The organism is Paenibacillus sp. FSL L8-0333 (genome assembly GCF_037965665.1).
GTDB classification, from domain to species: domain Bacteria; phylum Bacillota; class Bacilli; order Paenibacillales; family Paenibacillaceae; genus Paenibacillus_AQ; species Paenibacillus_AQ odorifer.
This window is the reverse complement of the sequence record NZ_CP150186.1, coordinates 4,769,173-4,787,943: the sequence shown is the minus strand read 5'-3', so window position 1 is coordinate 4,787,943 and position 18,771 is coordinate 4,769,173. Positions and strand designations below refer to the sequence as shown.

Below are 18,771 nucleotides of genomic sequence, written 5' to 3'. Positions count from 1 at the left end.
TATGATCAGATGAACAAATGATGAGATGAAAAAGCTGATTCTAAGTTTAACATAGCATCTTAAGAGATCGTTTCCTGCGTTCCGGCTTGTTTCACCTTTTGCTTCTCCTTGAACCTTGGACCTACGTAATTCTTCTTACGGTCCCTAGCCAGAATCCAGCCACCAAGGAAAGTCATGCCAGCTGCGAAGAGCAGCAATCCACCACCGAAATGCAGCCAAGCAAAGTGGGGCACAACGGTATCATCACCATGCATGGATATGTAATCAAAAATATCATCCTTCATCATAAGGAAGCCCTTCATTGCTATTAAGCCCGGAAACACAAGAATAAGGATGGCAATGAAGCGTGAAATTAACAGTTTCATAAGTGTCTCCTACCCCTCTTAGCCCTTTAGATTCACCCATATGATAACGCTTTAGCAAGAAAAAGTCCATTTGCATATGACGTTTATAAGTTTTGTAATAGAGCAAAAAGAGAGTACAATATACTAAGTAAAATGAACTTACGAGTAATGACTGGAGGATACATATCATGACAATTTCATGTGACGTGGCCATACTTGGCGGAGGTACTGGAGGGTATGTGGCGGCTATTCGCGCTGCACAGCTTGGAAAGTCCGTTGTCGTCATCGAAATGGACAAACTTGGAGGAACCTGTCTGCATCGGGGCTGCATTCCTAGTAAATCACTGCTCCGTAGTGCAGAGGTATATGCTGAAATCAATGAGAGCGAGAGCTATGGCATTGAGACAAGCGGTGTACAGCTGGTATTCCCAAAGGTACAGAAACGCAAAGAAGCTGTAGTTGAGCAACTTCATCAAGGCGTACAATATTTGATGCGCAAAAATAAAATACAAGTTGTCAAAGGTAAAGGGCGCGTAACGGGTCCTTCTATTTTTTCTCCGCGCAGCGGTGCTGTAGCTGTGGAACTGGAAGATGGGGAGATGGAAACAGTAGTTTCCAGCCATCTTATTATTGCTACGGGCTCACGCCCACGAGTATTGCCTGGTCTCGAACTAGACGGGAAAGTGATTCTTAGCAGTGATGAAGCGCTCATGCTCGAAGAGCTGCCATCTTCTATCATTATTGTGGGCGGCGGTGTAATTGGGGTCGAATGGGCTTCAATGCTGGCTGATTTTGGAGTGCAGGTGACTGTGGTTGAAGCGGCAAGTCAGTTACTGCCTCAAGAGGATGAAGAGGTAGCTAAGGAACTACAACGGTTGTTGAAAAAGCGTGGTGTTAAGGTACTGACTGAAACTACAGTGGATGCTGCAACCTGCCAGGTAACGGAGGATGGAATTTCGATCGAAGCCCGTAAGGGAGAGCAAAGTCAAAGCCTATCCGCAGAAAAATTGCTTGTATCCGTAGGCAGAGTGGCCAACATCGAGAATATTGGTCTGGAAAACACAGACATTCGCTTTGACAAAGGGATTATTGCTGTAAACGCTAGTATGCAGACGGCAGAACCGCATATTTATGCGATTGGCGACTGCATCGGCGGGCTTCAATTGGCTCATGCAGCCAGTCATGAAGGGATTATGGCGGTTAACCATCTATCTGGTGAGAAGCTACATCCTTATCATATACATTTAGTACCACGTTGTGTCTATACTCGGCCTGAGGTAGCAAGTGTGGGCTACACCGAGAAGGAAGCTAAAGAGCTTGGACATGATGTAGTGATTGGCAAGTTCCCATTCTCGGCCATTGGTAAGGCAATTGTATATGGCCAGAAGGACGGATTTGTCAAAGTTGTAGCCGATCGTAGCAGTGGAGATATTCTTGGTGTGCAGATGATTGGTCCTCATGTGACGGATCTAATTGGAGAAGCGGCCTTGGCACAGCTTCTGGATGCAACACCTTGGGAGATTGGTGAAGCTATACATGCTCACCCTACCCTTTCGGAGATTATCGGAGAAGCAATGTTAGCTGTGGATGGAAGATCTATTGGATTTTAGTTTTTCTTAGCTTTTCTTTTTGGGTAGAAAGGGATTATAATATACTCAAGCCAAGTCTTAGTACCAGGTTTTAAGATCAGGGCACAATTGGTCTTAATTCCTGTAAGACTTCAGGCTTTATGAATAAGGAGGTATCTCTTTATGGAATCCCAAGGTACTGTAGAAACGATTAACAGACATAAGCAGCTTGGACTTAGTGACGGCCAGGTCATCGATATGTACAGATATATGTCGCTCGCTCGTAAATACGATGAGCGCAGTCTGCTGCTTCAGCGCGCTGGCAAGATCAACTTTCATGTCTCCGGCATAGGCCAGGAGGCGGGTCAGGTGGCGGCGGCGTTCGCGCTGGACCGGCAAAATGATTATTTTTTACCGTATTACCGCGATTATGCTTTCGTGCTCTCAGTGGGTATGACTACACGCGAACTTATGTTGTCCGTATTCGCAAAGGCAGAAGACCCAAACAGTGGTGGGCGGCAAATGCCAGGTCACTTTGGCAGCAAACGTCTGCGTATTGTGACAGGGTCAAGCCCTGTAACCACGCAGGTCCCTCATGCGGTTGGCTTTGCTCTGGCGGCCAAAATGCAGAAGAAGAAATTCGTCTCATTTGTAACCTTCGGTGAAGGTTCCAGCAATCAGGGGGATTTTCATGAAGCTTGTAACTTTGCCGGAGTGAATAAGCTGCCGGTTATTATCATGTGCCAGAACAATCAGTACGCAATCTCTGTTCCTGTTCATAAACAGTTAGGCGGCAAGGTTAGCGACCGTGCGCTGGGTTATGGATTTCCTGGTGTGCGTGTAGACGGAAACGATCCGCTTGAGGTTTATCGTGTCGTTAAGGAAGCGCGGGAAAGAGCCCTCGCGGGTGAAGGTCCTACGCTGATTGAAGCGATGATGTACCGTTTGTCTCCACACTCCACCTCAGATAATGATCTGGCTTACCGGACCAAAGAAGAGGTTGATGAGAACTGGAAGAAGGACGGCGTAGCAGGATTCCGTAATTACTTGATCGGTCTGGGATTGTGGAGTGACGAGCAAGAACAAGATCTTGCTGCTGAATGCAATCTTGAGCTTAAAGCGGCTATCGAATATGCCGATAATGCTCCGTTCCCGAAACCGGAAGACACACTGCTGCATGTATACAGTGATTCCGACCTCAAAGGAGGGGCATAAACCATGGCTATAATGGAATATATCGATGCCATCAGGCTCGCGATGAAGGAAGAAATGGAGCGCGATGATTCCGTGTTCGTGCTTGGTGAGGACGTTGGTCTCAAAGGCGGCGTATTTACCACAACTAAAGGTCTACAGGAACAGTTTGGCGAAGAGCGGGTTATGGATACACCCCTCGCTGAATCAGCGATTGCTGGTGTAGCCGTCGGAGCAGCTATGTACGGAATGAAACCAATTGCTGAAATGCAATACTCCGACTTTATGCTTCCAGCGACGAATCAAATCATTAGTGAAGCGGCTAAAATCCGTTATCGTTCAAATAACGATTGGAGTTGCCCGGTTGTCATTCGTGCCCCTATTGGCGGCGGGGTGTTCGGCGGTTTGTATCATTCACAGTGTCCAGAATCGATTTTCTTTGGTACACCTGGATTGAAGATTGTAGCGCCTTACTCCGCTTATGATGCTAAAGGTTTGTTGAAGGCAGCCGTACGTGATCCTGATCCGGTTCTTTTCTTTGAGAACAAAAAGTGTTACAAGCTGATCAAGGAAGAAGTGCCGGAAGGGGATTACACCGTTCCAATTGGCGAAGCTAATCTGTTGCGTGAGGGAACGGATATTACGGTGATTGGCTACAGTCTTCCGCTGCATTTTGCTATGCAGGCTGCGGAAGAATTGGAACGCGAGGAAGGAATTACAGCACATATTCTTGATCTGCGTACCTTGCAACCGCTGGATCGTGATGCGATTATTGCTGCTGCCCGTCAGACCGGTAAGGTATTGATTGTGCATGAAGATAATAAAACAGGCGGAATTGGCGGCGAAGTGGCGGCCATTATCGCTGAGCATTGTCTGTTCGAGCTGGATGCACCGATCTTCCGTCTCTGTGGTCCCGATGTTCCGGCGATGCCAATCAGCCCGCCAATGGAGAAGTTCTTCATGCTTAGCAAAGAAAAAGTGAAGGCGGAAATGCTTCGACTGGCGCAATATTAAAATAGCTGAGTGAATGCGAAGCTTCGTAAAACTCAGGTGATGCTTACGAAGCTTCGTAAAACTTTAAGAATATGCTTACGAAGCAAGTTTTACTATGTAGTCTTTCTAAGAGTCAATGCTTCGTAAAACTTTTAAGGAGTGAAAAGATGTCTGACAACCAAAAGTTGACTGACGTGATCATGCCGCAGCTGGCGGAATCGCTAGTATCGGCGACGATCGGCAAATGGCTGAAGAAACCGGGCGATCCGGTAGAGCAATACGAACCAATATGTGAGCTTATTACAGATAAAGTAAATGCTGAATTACCTTCAACGATCGATGGAGTTATGGGTGAACTATTAGCGGAAGAAGGCCAGGTTGTCAATGTCGGCGAAGTCATTTGTCGTATAGCCGTGCCTGTGGCTGCCTCTGCTGCTGCTCCAAGTACGAATCAGACGACAATTGCATCGAATGCTTCTAATGATGTTGCAGGGCAGAAGTCCACTGCAAATGCTGGCGATTCGATGCGTGCTCGTTATTCTCCTGCAGTACAGACACTGGCTGCTGAGCATAACATTGATCTATCGTTGGTTACTGGTACAGGTATGGGTGGCAGAATTACCCGTAAAGATGTGCTGACCTTCTTAGAAAAAGGTGGAGCTACATCCGCAGCGTCAACTCCTGCTAGTCAGCCTGCCCCGTCTGTATCACAACCACCAGCTCCACAGTTTGTTCAAACCGAAGTGAAGAAAGCGGAAGAGCCTCTTCGCCATTCCGGGCTACATTTGAGCGAATCTCCGCGTATTCCAACGATAGAGGTTGAGGGTGGACGAGGAAGCAGTTCGGAATATCTGATTGATGTAACACCAATCCGAAACACAATTGCTACAAGAATGCGCCAGAGTGTCTCGGAGATTCCACATGCTTGGACGATGATTGAGGTGGACGTGACTAATCTGGTAGCGCTGCGCAATAAACATAAGGAAGAATTCAAGCGCAAGGAAGGCATCAATCTAACCTATCTGGCTTTCATGATGAAGGCTGTTGTGAGTGCGATTAAGGATTACCCGATTATGAACTCTGTCTGGGCTGTAGACAAAATTATTGTCAAACGTGATATCAATATCTCGTTAGCGGTAGGTACAGAAGATTCGGTTATCACTCCTGTGATTAAGAAGGCTGATCAGAAAAATGTCGCTGGGTTGGCTCGTGAGATTGATGAATTGGCACAAAAAACACGCGAAGGCAAACTTAGTCTGGAAGATTTGCAGGGAGGGACTTTCACTGTAAATAATACAGGCTCGTTTGGCTCCATTCTTTCTTATCCAATCATTAACTATCCACAAGCAGCGATTCTGACCTTTGAATCGATTGTGAAAAAGCCTGTGGTCATCAATGATATGATTGCTGTTCGCTCAATGGCTAATATTTGTCTGTCCCTGGATCACCGGATTCTGGACGGAGTCATTTGTGGCCGTTTCTTGCAACGCGTCAAGGATAATATAGAAGGATATACACCGGACACTAAGCTCTATTAATGAATAACTAGCCAAACTGTGCAGGCAGGAGACTGGAAAAGGGGACCTGACGGTATGAAAAATACGGATTTTCGTAAGCTGCAGATTTCATATGACCCCATTATGGAGTATGGGACGGCCTGGGAGCTGCAAAAAGAAAGTGTGCATGCCATTGATTCTGGCGAGCAGCCGGAGCGACTTATTCTTTTGCAGCATCCGCCTACCTATACTATCGGTTCACAAAATCATCCTGAACATCTTCTCTTGGATCAAGAGCAGCTCGAAGAAAAAGGAATCGCGCTGTTTGAAATCGATCGCGGAGGAGATATTACATATCACGGACCAGGTCAGCTTGTAGGTTATCCGATCCTTAAGCTCGGAGAGGATGGCAAAGTGGATTTGCATGGGTACTTGCGCAGTCTGGAGGCTGTTATTATTGATTATTTGGCATCCTACGGAATTGTCGGAGATCGTAAACCGGAGTATACCGGAGTCTGGGTTGGCGATGAGAAGATCTGTGCTATTGGTGTGAAGTTTAATAAGAGTAAATTTCGAAGAGGTTTTATTACCAGTCATGGTTTTGCTTTTAACATTTCTGAGGGGATTGCGGCGCGCGGGTTTCAAGGGATTATTCCATGCGGGATCACCGATTTTGGAATAACTTCTCTAGAGGAATGTGCAGGTCGTCGATTTGAGCTTCAAGAGGTGGCTAGAGAGCTGGTCCCATATTTCTTGAAACATTTTCCATATGAAGAGCTGATGGATACTTTCTGTGATATGGCAAAGGCTGATTAAGAACAAACGTGCAGGCCAAATAGCGGCAAGGTGTTCCTAGCCGCTATTATTAATGCTTCCTGAGCAATGTTTAACCTGCAAGGAACGGCTCGATAACCATAAATAGCGTAGAGGCAATCATGGCAAACAACATGACGTAGATGAAGATCTTGAACCATTTATTACGTTGCATGGGTAACTCCTTTAGATTTAGTTTAAGTTATTAACATGAAGATGGTAATGCCGTACAACCATTGTACCGTATTCACGAAAGAGAGGGAAGTCCAGTGATTTCACAAGACCGATTGATTCAGGAGTTTATGGAACTTGTCCAAGTTGATAGTGAAACAAGAAATGAACGGCAGATCGCCGATGTCCTTAAGAGTAAGTTTAACGCACTGGGTTTAGAAGTGCTCGAAGACGATTCCCAGGAAAGAACCGGACATGGAGCAGGCAATCTATTCATTACCTGGCCAGCTGAGAATGGAGGAGCTGCTCCAAAGCTTCTGTTCACTTGCCATATGGATACGGTTGTTCCCGGACAAAATATCAAGCCTACACTTGGTTCAGATGGATGGATTACAAGTGATGGCACTACAATTCTTGGAGCTGATGACAAAGCAGGGCTTGCTGCGTTGTTCGAAGCCATTCGTGTTATCCAAGAGCAAAAGCTTCCGCATGGTCAGATTCAATTCGTGATTACAGCGGGTGAAGAATCTGGATTGCTGGGCGCACGTTCGATGGATCCAAGTAACTTGGATGCTGACTTCGGCTTTGCACTTGATTCCAATGGTGAAGTTGGAGCGATTGCGGTGGCAGCACCGACACAGGCTAAAATCACGATGCAAATCTTTGGGAAATCGGCTCATGCTGGCGTGAACCCTGAGGACGGCATCAGCGCAATTCAAGTCGCTAGCAAAGCGATTGCAGCCATGAAGCTGGGTCGTATTGATAATGAAACCACAGCGAATATTGGAAAGTTCGCTGGCGGCGGCCCAACGAATGTAGTGTGTGATCACGTTCAGTTGGATGCAGAAGCACGCAGTATTGTGCAGGAGAAGGTTGGCGATCAAATCGCTTCGATGCGCGAAGCGCTCGAGACAACTGTGCGGGAATACGGCGCAGAATGCGAATTCCGCAGTGAAATCATCTACCCTGCTTTTAGCTTTAATGAGCATGATGCAGTAGTGCAGCTTGCACAGCGGGCCATTACTTCTATGGGGCTTACTCCACGTCTGTTCCACTCTGGTGGAGGTAGTGACGCTAATGTATTCAACGGTCTAGATGTTCCGACTGTTAACCTTGCAGTGGGTTATGAACATATCCATACTACCAAGGAACGGATTAAAGCCGAAGATATCGTTAAAGTGGCTGAACTCGTTGTGAATATTGTAAAAGAGAGCGCAAAGGGCTAATCGCCTTATAAAACAGCAGAGCAGCGATCCTACCGTAACGGAGGATTGCTGCTCTGCATTTTTTTATGGGGAGTATAGTGTAGCAATATCAAGGTAAATCCAAAAAAAGTCATGCGACCTCTAACGCCGCTTTTGGCGAGTCTCGAAGTAGAAATTTTCGGAATGCTCCGATGAAGTCTTCATGCCAGTAGCGACACTGGGGTCCATAGGCATATCCATGTGCAGAGAGCGATAGCGTCAAGTCACCACCCTCTCTTGAGGCTAAAGGACCCAGATGACGCTATAAGCAAAATTATCGCCATTTGAGCAGAATTTCGGACACCAGTGCAGCTATTCCTTAGGAAGAGGAGCATATAGTGTGTTTTTCATGCTGATAGCGGCAATGGAGTCCGATAGCATAGCAAAAGGGGAAAAGGTGTGTTTAAGGGCAGCTGTGTCCGATAGCGTCAAGTCCGTCCCCTCTCTTGAGGCTAAAGGACCCAGATGACGCTATAAGTAATATTATCGCCATTTGAGCAGAGTTTCGGACACCAGCGCAGCTAATCCTTATAAAGAGGAGTATATAGTGTGTTTTTTGTGCTGATAGCTGCACTGGGGTCCGATAGCATCGCAAAAGGGCGAGAAAGGTGTGTTTAAGGTCAACTGAGTCCGATAGCACGAGTCACATCACATAGTGCCGAGACACATCACACAGCAACGAGTCACATTCGATAGCACCGAGACACAACAGATAGCGTCAAGTCCGCCCCCTCTCTTGAGACTAAAGGACCCAGATGACGCTATAAGCAATATTATCGCCATTTGAGCAGAATTTCGGACACCAGTGCAGCTATTCCTTAGGAAGAGGAACATATAGTGTGTTTTTCATGCTGATAGCGGCAATGGGGTCCGACAGCATAGCAAGTGGGGAAAACGTGTGTTTAAGGTCAACTGAGTCCGATAGCGTACAAAGATAGGCGCAATAGCGATCTAATCAAACAAGTTGTGCTAGATATCAACATCGTAAGCGCGATAGTCGCTTAATCAAACAACTTGTGCCCAATACCAGCATCGTAAGCACAAAAGTCCCTCTAATCGGGGAGGACGCAAAAAGACTGGGGTGCCCCAGCAGCCATTTCATGGCTTTTGAGACACCCCTATAGTTGTGTGAACATGTATGGCTAAGTCCCAAAGGAGAGGATGAATTCATCCTGCCTTGGACGGAAGGATTGTAGATTGATCGTGCAGGGAAAGAATGTATGCCAGGGGCATATCGCGCCCATACTGCTGGATCCATCCAGCCAAGATGGCCTTTATTTCCTCCGGCTTACCTACCATCATAACTGCGGATGAGCTTGTACGGCTGAAGATTTCGTTCATCTGAAATTCCTTCTTTCCCTTTAAGTTTGCTATAATACACCGTATGCACAATAGAGAAAAAGGAGACCAGAAACTTTATGGGAGAACAACATTTGCACAGCAAACCCGAGCTTGATGAAGTGACATTGTCTACACAGCCTGTTTTTGATGGGAAGATTATATCTTTGCAGGTGGACACAGTGAGACTGCCTGATGGAAATACTGCGACACGTGAAGTTGTGAAGCATCCTGGCGCCGTAGCGGTGCTTGCTTTAAACAACAACAAAATGCTTGTTGTAGAGCAATACCGTCAGCCCATGCAACGCACTGAGGTAGAAATTCCGGCTGGGAAGCTGGATAAAGGTGAAGATCCATTAGTTGCGGCTGGTCGTGAACTTCAGGAAGAGACTGGATTTCACAGTGGAGATCTGAAATTGCTTAAATCCTTCTATACTTCTCCCGGCTTCGCCGATGAGATTATTCATTTGTATGTGACTACTAACGCTCAACCAGGGGATATGTCACTGGACGAGGACGAATTCCTAGAGGTTTCGGAGCTTACCTTGGAGGAAGCGTATCAATATATGGCTGACGGGCGCATCGCGGATGCAAAAACGATGATGGCAGTGTACGCTTGGCATCTATACACGCTGACAGGCCAATGGAATTAACAACTGAACTGAAGAGTTTCTATTGCGATTTGCATGTTCATATTGGACGAACGTCGGAAGGTCAGGCTGTCAAAATTAGCGGCAGCCGCGAGCTTACCTTTGCGGGCATTGCCAAAGAAGCTGCAGAGCGCAAGGGACTAGAAATGATCGGTATTATAGACAGTCATTCACCTGGCGTACTGCGGGATATTCAGCGCTCTTTGGAATCTGGAGAGATGACGTTAGCTGAAGGTGGAGGGATTGCTTACCGAGGGACTACGATCATTCTGGGGACAGAGATTGAAATCCGCGAGCCTGGGCGAAAAGAGTGCCATGTGCTCGCTTACATGCCGGACGTGGAACGCATGACCGACTTTAGTGCGTGGATGAGCCGCTATATGCGGAATGTGAATCTAAGTTCCCAGCGCCTGTATGCTCCGGCTAGGGAGCTTCAGGATGAGATTTACGGGCGGGGAGGCATTCTTATCCCTGCACATATTTTTACGCCTCACAAGGGCTTGTACGGCTGTGCAGCCGAGCGTATGGCGGACATCTTTGATCTGGGACGCATAGCTGCGGTTGAACTTGGGCTGAGTGCAGATTCCGAAATGGCTGGATATCTCTCTGAACTGGATGATTTCACGTTTCTAACCAACTCAGATGCGCATTCACTGGGTAAGTTAGGGCGTGAGTATAATGTGATGGAGCTGGCACGGCCTTCGTTCGCTGAACTGCGGCTTGCACTGGAACGTAAAAATGGGCGGAAGGTAAGTGCTAATTTCGGACTTAATCCGCGGCTTGGCAAATACCACCGGAGCTATTGCGGGGGCTGCGGCAGTATTATTGATGAGGCTTATGTCAACGCGGATCGTTGCCAATATTGCGGCAGTCTTAAGCTGGTTAGAGGTGTCTTCGACCGGATCCTAGATATTGCTGACCGCAAGACGCCGTTAGTGCCTGCTGACCGTCCACCCTATCATTATCAGGTTCCGCTTGAATTTATCCCGGGGTTAGGGAAGGCGAAGATGAACGCGTTACTGCAAGCATTTGGAACTGAGATGAACATTTTACATGGTTGTGGTGAAGCGGAAATTGCCAGCGTTGTAGGTGCGGATCTGGCGTCGATGATCGTCCAGGCCCGCTCTGGCATTTTGGAGCTATCAGCAGGCGGTGGCGGGACGTACGGTAAAGTGGTACAGCCCAGAAAGTAGAGTCATTACCTAAAGGACAAGTCATATCGCGGGACGTTTTCTCATATGGTGTAACATGTAACCGGAAAGGGGAACGTCCCAAATGCGTAATTTACGGCTGATGATGAAGGAACAGACGCCTCTGTATATTTTTGTCGGCGTATTATTTCTGGTAGGTGTTGTATTTGGAGCTCTTATCGTTAGTGCGCTTACGATGGATCAGCAGCAGGAGCTGGGGGATTATCTGGGGAATTTCTTTGTTACGGTTGATCAGCAAGGTCTGCCAGCCGCACCTGATTCGTACTGGAGTATAGCAGCCTTGAATCTGAAATGGATCGGACTGATCTGGATTCTTGGGTTGTCGGTCATTGGGCTGCCGGGAATTTTGATTCTTGATTTTTTAAAAGGGGTACTGATCGGTTTTACGGTTGGCTGTTTGGTCAGTCAATATTCTTGGCATGGGATGTTGTTCGCGTTAGTTTCTGTGGCTCCACATAATCTGGTGCTGATCCCTGTGCTGCTGGTTAGCAGTGCAGCTGCGATAGCTTTTTCCTTGCAGATGATCCGCAGCCGGGTGATGGGACAACGCCGGACGCCAGTGACTCGTCCTTTTACCATGTACACTATATTGTCATTTGTGATGGCGCTTTTGATCCTGGGTATTTCATGTTTTGAGACCTGGGTTACACCAACCATGATGCGTTGGGTCACGCCTTCACTTGTACAAGCGGTGACGACCTTGACTGTGCAGTAAAAGCGTTTGACTTCTGAAAGCGACACCCCCTATAATGGAAGAAGTGGTTTGAAGACCGGTGCGGTAATTATCCAAGGGGGAGGGAGACAGGTGGAAGCACGGATAGACAAGATTAAGCAACAGTTACAATCCCAAGGATACAAGCTTACACCCCAACGGGAAGCGACCTTAAGAGTGCTGCTGGAGAATGAGGAAGATCATCTTAGCGCGGAAGACGTATTTATGCTCGTGAAGGAGAAAGCTCCCGAGATCGGTCTTGCGACTGTGTATCGTACCCTCGAACTTCTCAGTGAGCTACATGTCGTAGAAAAGATCAATTTCGGCGACGGTGTAGCCCGGTATGATTTGCGAACAGATACTGCGAAGCATCATCATCATCACTTAATTTGTGTGCAATGCGGCAGTATGGATGAGATTCGCGAGGATTGGCTCGGTCCGCTGGAAGAGCGACTGGAGAAAGAGTTTAATTTCACAGTGCTTGATCATAGACTTGATTTCCATGGGATTTGCTACCGCTGTACTGATAAGAACAATACAGACGGAAATCCATCCTAAGTTATCTTATATTAAGAATTAACTTCACAAGTCCTCCCCGGTTCCTATACCGGAGGGGGCTTTTTAAATGATTAGTCTATTAGAGCCATACATATCAGCCTTTTTTGGAGCATAAAATGAAGGACGAGCAGAATTCATTTATATGTAATAGGAGGCGTCCTTATGATTGTTTCTGTGCCCAAAACAGTGCGCAAGCTGTATTTTATGATCATGTTTGTGGCTCTAAGCTATTTACTCTACTATGCTATGAGCTGGCTAGGGGAATGGCTTAGTCCGATAGAGAACTATGGAATTCCTGAAGGCACTGCTGTTCGGGCATTTGATCACGCCGAGGTTGGTGATGATGGTCTGGATGCAAGGCAGCGCTTACGTTTCTATTACTGGTTCGGAGAATGAAAGCTCCGCAGGAAGCAGGAACAAGCGAGAAGAATGTCGAAGAAAGCTAGGGTGGATTTATGCAGAGTAAGAGTTGTGTACACATCTGCTGAAGCCTCATGCTGAATGTGCTGCAGGAAGACACTAAGAGTAGCTGCGCCAGGACAGGAGCGTGAAATAATGAAGTCACACTTGCAGCCTTTTTTACATTATTTGTCCGGAGATAAAGGCTTGTCCCCGAATACACTGGAATCTTACGGTAGGGATGTATCGCAGTTTCTAGAGTTTGCTGAAGAGCGGGGGGCTGAACAGCCTGAAGAAATCCGAAGATCTCATGTGATGTTATATCTTGGCTCCTTACGCGGAGCGGGAAGAGCCACTGCAACGCTCAACAGAAACGCGGTGTCCCTGCGGGCCTTTTTTCATTATTTGTTGAAGGAACGTTTAATTGAGCAGGATCCAACACTGGACATGGAAACCATGAAGCCTGATAAGAAGCCGCCTATGGTGCTTGCGGTTTCGGAGGTTGAGCGGCTGCTGGCTGCTCCAGATGTGAGTACAGCACAAGGGATGCGCGATAAGGCAATGCTGGAATTGCTCTACGCAACGGGAATAAAGGTTTCTGAATTGATTTCTCTTAACGTAGACGATGTGCATACGGACATGAAGTTTGCGCGCTGTACAGGGACTTCGGGCAAGGAACGAGTGGTTCCCATTGGAACCATTGCTGCTGAGAGTGTAGCAGCTTACACTTCTCTTATGCGGGACAAGCTGCTTCGTGATCATCAGGAGGAGCCGGCCATGTTCCTGAATAGCCTAGGTGGGCGATTAACCCGCCAGGGGTTCTGGAAAATCATAAAAAAATACGCACGGGAAGCAAACATTGAGCAGGATATTACACCGCATACGCTTAGGCATTCCTTCGCCGCCCATTTACTGGAAGGTGGAGCAGATTTGCGTTCCGTACAACAAATGCTGGGTCATGCTGATATTTCGACGACTCAGATTTATAACGGTATCGCCCGTAAGAATATGAAGGAAGTATATGAGAGCCATCATCCCAGAGCTCGCTGATCATGCTTCAAAGATGCTTTTTGTGAGTAAGATAGTTATGATGGAATCATACTTATAGGATAGACTGGGGAATGGGTAATTTTCCACAGGTTATCCTTTGGCAGAAACGGATACCTGACAGGCGATACATTGTATCGCTAGCTACGGAAGCATCTGACTTCCGGGAGAAGGTACAGCCGTTTCTTCTTGTTGGTGCAAACGAATGAACTAACGATCTATATTAAAAAAGGAGTGAAGACAATATGTCCTCATTTAAACGAATTGGTTTTATTGTTCTGGATAGTGTAGGTATCGGAGAAGCTCCAGATGCTGCGAATTTTGGTGATGCGGGTTCACATACGCTTGGTCATATTTTGAACCGTGTTCCCGGATTGAAACTCCCTAACCTACAGCAGTTAGGATTAGCTAATATTGCTCCGCTGCCGCCGCTTGAACCTGTAGCTTCACCAACAGGATATTATGGCAAGATGCAGGAAGTATCTGTCGGTAAGGATACGATGACCGGGCACTGGGAGCTGATGGGGCTGAAGATCGAGGTTCCATTCAATACGTATCCGGATGGATTTCCGGCAGAATTGATTGAAAAATTCGAAGCAGCAACTGGCCGGAAAGTGATCGGTAATAAACCAGCTTCCGGTACGGAAATTCTAGTTGAATATGGCGAAGAGCAGATGAAGACCGGAGCTTGGATTGTGTACACCTCTGCGGACAGTGTATTCCAGCTTGCGGCACATGAAGATATCATTCCACTGGAAGAGCTATACAGCGCATGTAAAATCGCCCGTGAGCTAACTATGGCTCCAGAATTCTCCGTAGGGCGTGTTATTGCTCGTCCATATGTTGGCGAACCAGGAAAGTTCGTACGGACCTCAAATCGCCATGATTATGCCGTGAAACCACCGGAACCAACGGTAATGAACGCGCTAGCTGATATCGGAAAAGATGTTATCGCGGTAGGAAAGATCAACGATATTTTCACAGGTGAAGGGGTTACAGCTTCTTACCCTACGAAGAGCAATGAACATGGTATCGAAGTCACCATTGAGCAACTTCGCCAACCGTTCAATGGCTTGCTGTTCACGAATCTGGTGGATTTTGACTCTTTATATGGACACCGTCGCGATCCGGAAGGATATGGTCATGCACTGGAAGTATTCGATCAGGCGCTGCCTGAAATTCTATCCACGCTTGGTGAAGATGACCTGTTGATTATTTCAGCAGATCATGGGAATGATCCAATCCATAGCGGAACAGATCATACTCGTGAATATGTGCCACTGCTTATTTACAGCCCACGCCTTAAGCATCCAGATAGCTTAGGTATTCGTGAGACCTTCTCGGATGTTGCCGCAACCATTGCTGATAATTTCGGTGCGAAGGCGCCGCAGTATGGGACAAGCTTTTTAGCGAAACTGCAATAAAAGGATGTGGGTTGCGCCACAACATTCATTAAGGAGGATCATCCATAGCATGTTAACTCAAAAAGAAATTCAAGAAGCAGCCATTTATATAAAAGACAAATGTCCGGTGGCTCCGGAAATTGGATTGATCCTTGGTTCAGGACTCGGTGTGCTGGCAGACCTGATCACCGATGGAATCAGCATTCCATATGATGAGATTCCTCACTTCCCTGTGTCCACTGTAGAAGGGCATGAGGGAGAACTGCTGATCGGTATGATTGAAGGACGCCGTGTCGTGATGATGAAGGGCCGCTTTCATATGTATGAGGGATATGGACCGGAGGTAACGGCATTCCCTGTTCGGGTTATGAAAGAACTTGGTATAGCCAGCCTATTAGTAACTAATGCTGCTGGTGGAGTGAACACAGATTTCACGCCAGGCGATCTTATGCTCCTTACGGATCATCTTAATATGACGGGGCGGAACCCGTTAATAGGACCTAATGATCCTGCACTGGGCGTGCGCTTCCCGGATATGTCAACCGCTTATAGTCGCCGCCTAATCAAGGTAGCGAAGGAAACGGCAGCGCAGCAGAATTTCGAATTCAAAGAAGGCGTATATGCAGGTCTGCTGGGACCTTGCTACGAAACACCTGCTGAAATCGTAATGCTTCGTCATCTAGGGGCTGACGCTGTGGGCATGTCTACTGTGTCGGAAACCATTGTTGCCCGTCATGCAGGTATCGAGGTATTGGGTATCTCCTGTATTACTAACATGGCTGCGGGAATTCTGGATCAACCTCTCAACCATGAAGAGGTTATGGAAACTGCAGACCGTGTGCGTGAGCGTTTCCTGAAGCTAGTGTTGGGCTTTATTCCGAAAATGTAATTTCGGGTACTGCATTTTGAATTTTTGGGAGGTCCAATCTATGACACAAGTGAATGAACTTGAGCCATTGACGTTTGAACAGATAATGAAGGTAACTAATTTGACTAGACCAAAATTTATCGGACTTGCTCGCGCAATTGTCCGTGAAGTGCAGGTGTAATATGAGAGCTGTCGATATTATTCAGAAAAAAAGAGATGGCGGAGAGCTGAGTCGTGAGGAAATTTCCTTTCTAATTCAGGGCTACAGTAAAGGTGAAGTGCCTGATTATCAGCTCTCTGCTTGGGCAATGGCTGTTTATTTTCAAGGCATGAACGCGCGGGAAACCGGCGATCTAACGATGGAAATGGCGATGTCCGGCGATCAAGTAGATCTTAGCCCAATCGCAGGTATTAAAGTCGATAAACACTCCACAGGTGGAGTGGGCGATAAAACAACTGTAGTATTGGCACCCTTGGTAGCTTCTGCTGGAGTACCGGTAGCGAAGATGTCCGGTCGTGGACTTGGGCACACTGGAGGCACGCTCGATAAGCTGGAGTCAATCAGTGGTTTCTCTATCGAGATGGCTCGTGAGCGTTTCTTTGACCAAGTAGGGGAGATCGGGGCTGCCGTGATCGGTCAGTCGGGCAACATTACACCCGCAGACAAAAAGCTGTATGCCCTTCGGGATGTAACTGCAACAGTTGAATCCATCCCCCTTATTGCAAGCTCTGTGATGAGCAAGAAGATTGCAGCAGGTGCGGATGCGATCGTGTTGGATGTCAAAACAGGCAGCGGTGCTTTTATGAAGACGCTGGATGATTCTATAGCACTCGCTCAGGCGATGGTTGACATTGGAACGCATCTGGGTCGCAATACCGTTGCGATCATCAGTGATATGGACCAGCCGCTTGGTTACGGGATCGGAAATGCGTTGGAAATTAAGGAAGGAATCGAGACCTTGAAGGGTCATGGTCCGAAGGATCTACAGGAGGTCTGTCTTATTCTGGGCAGCCAGATGCTTGTTCTTGGCGGCAAAGCCAAGGATGAAGCGGAGGCACGTTCGATTCTTATGACGCATATTGAAGATGGCAGTGCGCTAGAGAAGTTCAAACAAATCGTGAAGGCACAAGGTGGAGATGTATCGCAAATTGATTCTCCGGAGAAGCTCCCTACTGCTAAGCGATTCATTGAAGTGAAAGCGAAAACGAAGGGGTTCATAGAAGGTATTCAGGCCGAGGAAATTGGCGTTGCGGCTATGCTGCTTGGAGCTGGACGTGAAACTAAGGAATCTGTAATCGATCTGGCTGTGGGGATTCAACTCTCCAAAAAGGTTGGAGATGCTGTAGAGATCGGCGAGACGCTTGCAGTCTTGCATATCAACGATGCCAGTGAGAAGAAAGTTGAGGAAGCTGAAGGTAAGGTGTTAGAAGCCTACCGTATCACTTCTGAACCTGTTCCTGCCCAACCTTTGGTATTTGCACTTGTTACTAAAGATGGGGTAACACGGTACTAGTCAAGGTAATATAATTATTGTCATGGCTAAGGCCGAAAATAGACAGTAAGCAGCGATCCTCCCATAACGGGAAGATCGCTGCTTTGCGTTTTGTTCAATGGGTACATATTTATAACTGGTTATTGATCTTATTGAAAATCTGCGAAGCCCCGCTGCTTGTATTACATAATACGACCACAGTCTCGCCACTAGCTGGATAGATAGCCGACCGGAAGGAAACACCGGGATCATAGCCCATAATATGAAATTTGAACACTTTTTCTTCGCGGAGGGTAATCCATACACCATAACCATAATAGCCTTCGCCATCCACATGTACATGGGGAGTAAGCAATAATGAAGTGAGTACTGGACTCAATAATGTATGGTTCATTAACCCGCTCCAGAATAGCTGCATGTCGGGGGCAGTGACAAAAGCTCCACCGTCAGCGCCTCCTTTTACCGGGATTGAATAGATGTTGGTTCTCCAGTTCCCGTTCTCTTCCTCTATGTATCCTAGTGCACAGTTGGCAGGTAAGGCATCTAACGTAAAGTAACCGGATTGCTCCATTCCGCAAGGCTTAAAGATGTGATGCTCTATATAATCGGAAAAAGACATTTCACTCAGTTCCTCCACCAGAAGGCCTAGCAAGATATAGCCGGCATTGTTGTAGTGGAAACGTTCGCCAGGGGTCCACATCATGGGAAGGGTTCGGAACATCGGCACAAAATCCTCAAGCTGTCGCAAGGTGTACATAGGCCGTGCCTTCCACAGGTCCTCGAAATCATCCATAATTGTTTCATCAAAATAATCCGGAATACCAGAGCTATGCGTAAGTAGCTGATGAATGGTGATGTCAGGACTAAAGAGAGGGAACTCTACCTTTTTAAGATAATCTATTAGTCTACTTTCAAAAGAAATCAATCCCTGATCGACCAGCTGGCAGACAGCAATCGCGGTAAATATTTTACATCCGGAAGCAATGCCGAACCGGGTATGAATATTGTTTTCGCGCTTATCCGACTTATTGGCATAACCGTAACAGCTGCTGCTGACTTCTTTATCATGTTGTTGTACCAGCACTACACCAGAGAAATTGTTCTGTGTAGCTTCTGCTTCAATACAATCTGCAAGGTGGTTCATCTGTATATTCACTCCTCTATAAGCAGTTAAGTTCTTAAATAGCATTCGTTAAAATCTTCCATTTTCCTTTAAAGTGGATCAAATGAATACGAAAAAATTGGAAATACTTAAAATTTGAAATAATTTTT

The 18,771-nt window shown here is 46.9% G+C and carries 19 protein-coding genes; 15 read left to right on the top strand and 4 right to left on the bottom strand.

Annotated features, from left to right (window positions below; genetic code table 11):
• Window positions 1-59 precede the first annotated feature (59 nt).
• Window positions 60-365, bottom strand: a complete 306-nt coding sequence (locus tag NYE72_RS21465) for a DUF2627 domain-containing protein (RefSeq protein ID WP_036676028.1) — start codon at window positions 363-365, stop codon at window positions 60-62.
• 167 nt (window positions 366-532) lie between these two features.
• On the opposite strand from NYE72_RS21465, the gene lpdA reads away from it, so the two are divergent.
• From lpdA to lipB, 5 genes are all read left to right on the top strand, one after another.
• Window positions 533-1,954: a dihydrolipoyl dehydrogenase gene (lpdA, locus tag NYE72_RS21460; protein ID WP_076141334.1), complete on the top strand. Its 1,422-nt coding sequence runs from the start codon at window positions 533-535 to the stop codon at window positions 1,952-1,954.
• A 141-nt stretch (window positions 1,955-2,095) separates the two neighbouring features.
• The gene (locus NYE72_RS21455; RefSeq protein WP_036676031.1) at window positions 2,096-3,127 is read left to right on the top strand and encodes a thiamine pyrophosphate-dependent dehydrogenase E1 component subunit alpha; all 1,032 of its coding nucleotides are present in this window, start codon (window positions 2,096-2,098) and stop codon (window positions 3,125-3,127) included.
• A 3-nt stretch (window positions 3,128-3,130) separates the two neighbouring features.
• Window positions 3,131-4,117 (top strand): alpha-ketoacid dehydrogenase subunit beta, encoded by a 987-nt coding sequence (locus tag NYE72_RS21450; protein ID WP_038572483.1) that lies wholly within the window; start codon window positions 3,131-3,133, stop codon window positions 4,115-4,117.
• A 146-nt stretch (window positions 4,118-4,263) separates the two neighbouring features.
• Window positions 4,264-5,634, top strand: a complete 1,371-nt coding sequence (locus tag NYE72_RS21445) for a dihydrolipoamide acetyltransferase family protein (protein ID WP_036676042.1) — start codon at window positions 4,264-4,266, stop codon at window positions 5,632-5,634.
• 54 nt (window positions 5,635-5,688) lie between these two features.
• On the top strand, window positions 5,689-6,408 hold the full coding sequence (gene lipB, locus NYE72_RS21440; protein ID WP_036676046.1) for a lipoyl(octanoyl) transferase LipB: 720 nt from the start codon (window positions 5,689-5,691) through the stop codon (window positions 6,406-6,408).
• A gap of 70 nt (window positions 6,409-6,478) precedes the next feature.
• On the opposite strand, the gene prli42 is transcribed toward lipB, so the two are convergent.
• Window positions 6,479-6,580: a stressosome-associated protein Prli42 gene (prli42, locus tag NYE72_RS21435; protein WP_094872112.1), complete on the bottom strand. Its 102-nt coding sequence runs from the start codon at window positions 6,578-6,580 to the stop codon at window positions 6,479-6,481.
• 94 nt (window positions 6,581-6,674) lie between these two features.
• Between prli42 and NYE72_RS21430 the strand changes: the two genes are divergently transcribed.
• Entirely contained in the window at window positions 6,675-7,802 is a 1,128-nt protein-coding gene (locus tag NYE72_RS21430) for a tripeptidase T (protein ID WP_036676047.1), read from the top strand.
• Window positions 7,803-8,987: 1,185 nt separating this feature from the next.
• Here NYE72_RS21430 and NYE72_RS21425 read toward each other — a convergent pair.
• Window positions 8,988-9,161 carry a hypothetical protein gene (locus NYE72_RS21425; protein WP_155288161.1) on the bottom strand — a complete coding sequence of 58 codons (174 nt, stop codon included), beginning with the start codon at window positions 9,159-9,161 and terminating at the stop codon, window positions 8,988-8,990.
• Between the two features lie 77 nt (window positions 9,162-9,238).
• Here NYE72_RS21425 and NYE72_RS21420 point away from each other — a divergent pair, with 77 nt between their 5' ends.
• From NYE72_RS21420 to NYE72_RS21380, 9 genes are all read left to right on the top strand, one after another.
• Window positions 9,239-9,811: an NUDIX hydrolase gene (locus NYE72_RS21420; RefSeq protein WP_036676048.1), complete on the top strand. Its 573-nt coding sequence runs from the start codon at window positions 9,239-9,241 to the stop codon at window positions 9,809-9,811.
• Window positions 9,802-11,001, top strand: a complete 1,200-nt coding sequence (locus NYE72_RS21415; protein ID WP_036676049.1) for an endonuclease Q family protein — start codon at window positions 9,802-9,804, stop codon at window positions 10,999-11,001. Before NYE72_RS21420 ends, NYE72_RS21415 begins: the two co-directional genes overlap by 10 nt.
• Before the next feature lie 82 nt (window positions 11,002-11,083).
• A complete protein-coding gene (gene spoIIM / locus NYE72_RS21410) occupies window positions 11,084-11,734 on the top strand; it encodes a stage II sporulation protein M (protein ID WP_036676050.1) in 651 nt (216 codons plus the stop codon).
• A gap of 90 nt (window positions 11,735-11,824) precedes the next feature.
• Complete coding sequence (locus tag NYE72_RS21405) at window positions 11,825-12,289, top strand: Fur family transcriptional regulator (protein ID WP_036676051.1); 465 nt, start codon at window positions 11,825-11,827, stop codon at window positions 12,287-12,289.
• Between the two features lie 162 nt (window positions 12,290-12,451).
• Window positions 12,452-12,685, top strand: a complete 234-nt coding sequence (locus NYE72_RS21400; protein WP_036676052.1) for a DUF4227 family protein — start codon at window positions 12,452-12,454, stop codon at window positions 12,683-12,685.
• A 159-nt stretch (window positions 12,686-12,844) separates the two neighbouring features.
• Window positions 12,845-13,738: a site-specific tyrosine recombinase XerD gene (gene xerD / locus NYE72_RS21395; RefSeq protein WP_036676053.1), complete on the top strand. Its 894-nt coding sequence runs from the start codon at window positions 12,845-12,847 to the stop codon at window positions 13,736-13,738.
• 242 nt (window positions 13,739-13,980) lie between these two features.
• Window positions 13,981-15,159 carry a phosphopentomutase gene (gene deoB, locus NYE72_RS21390; RefSeq protein WP_036676054.1) on the top strand — a complete coding sequence of 393 codons (1,179 nt, stop codon included), beginning with the start codon at window positions 13,981-13,983 and terminating at the stop codon, window positions 15,157-15,159.
• 49 nt (window positions 15,160-15,208) lie between these two features.
• The gene (locus tag NYE72_RS21385) at window positions 15,209-16,027 is read left to right on the top strand and encodes a purine-nucleoside phosphorylase (protein ID WP_036676055.1); all 819 of its coding nucleotides are present in this window, start codon (window positions 15,209-15,211) and stop codon (window positions 16,025-16,027) included.
• 161 nt (window positions 16,028-16,188) lie between these two features.
• Window positions 16,189-17,520, top strand: a complete 1,332-nt coding sequence (locus NYE72_RS21380; RefSeq protein WP_036676056.1) for a pyrimidine-nucleoside phosphorylase — start codon at window positions 16,189-16,191, stop codon at window positions 17,518-17,520.
• Between the two features lie 109 nt (window positions 17,521-17,629).
• On the opposite strand, the gene NYE72_RS21375 is transcribed toward NYE72_RS21380, so the two are convergent.
• Complete coding sequence (locus tag NYE72_RS21375; RefSeq protein WP_051490898.1) at window positions 17,630-18,643, bottom strand: serine hydrolase; 1,014 nt, start codon at window positions 18,641-18,643, stop codon at window positions 17,630-17,632.
• Window positions 18,644-18,771: the final 128 nt, after the last annotated feature.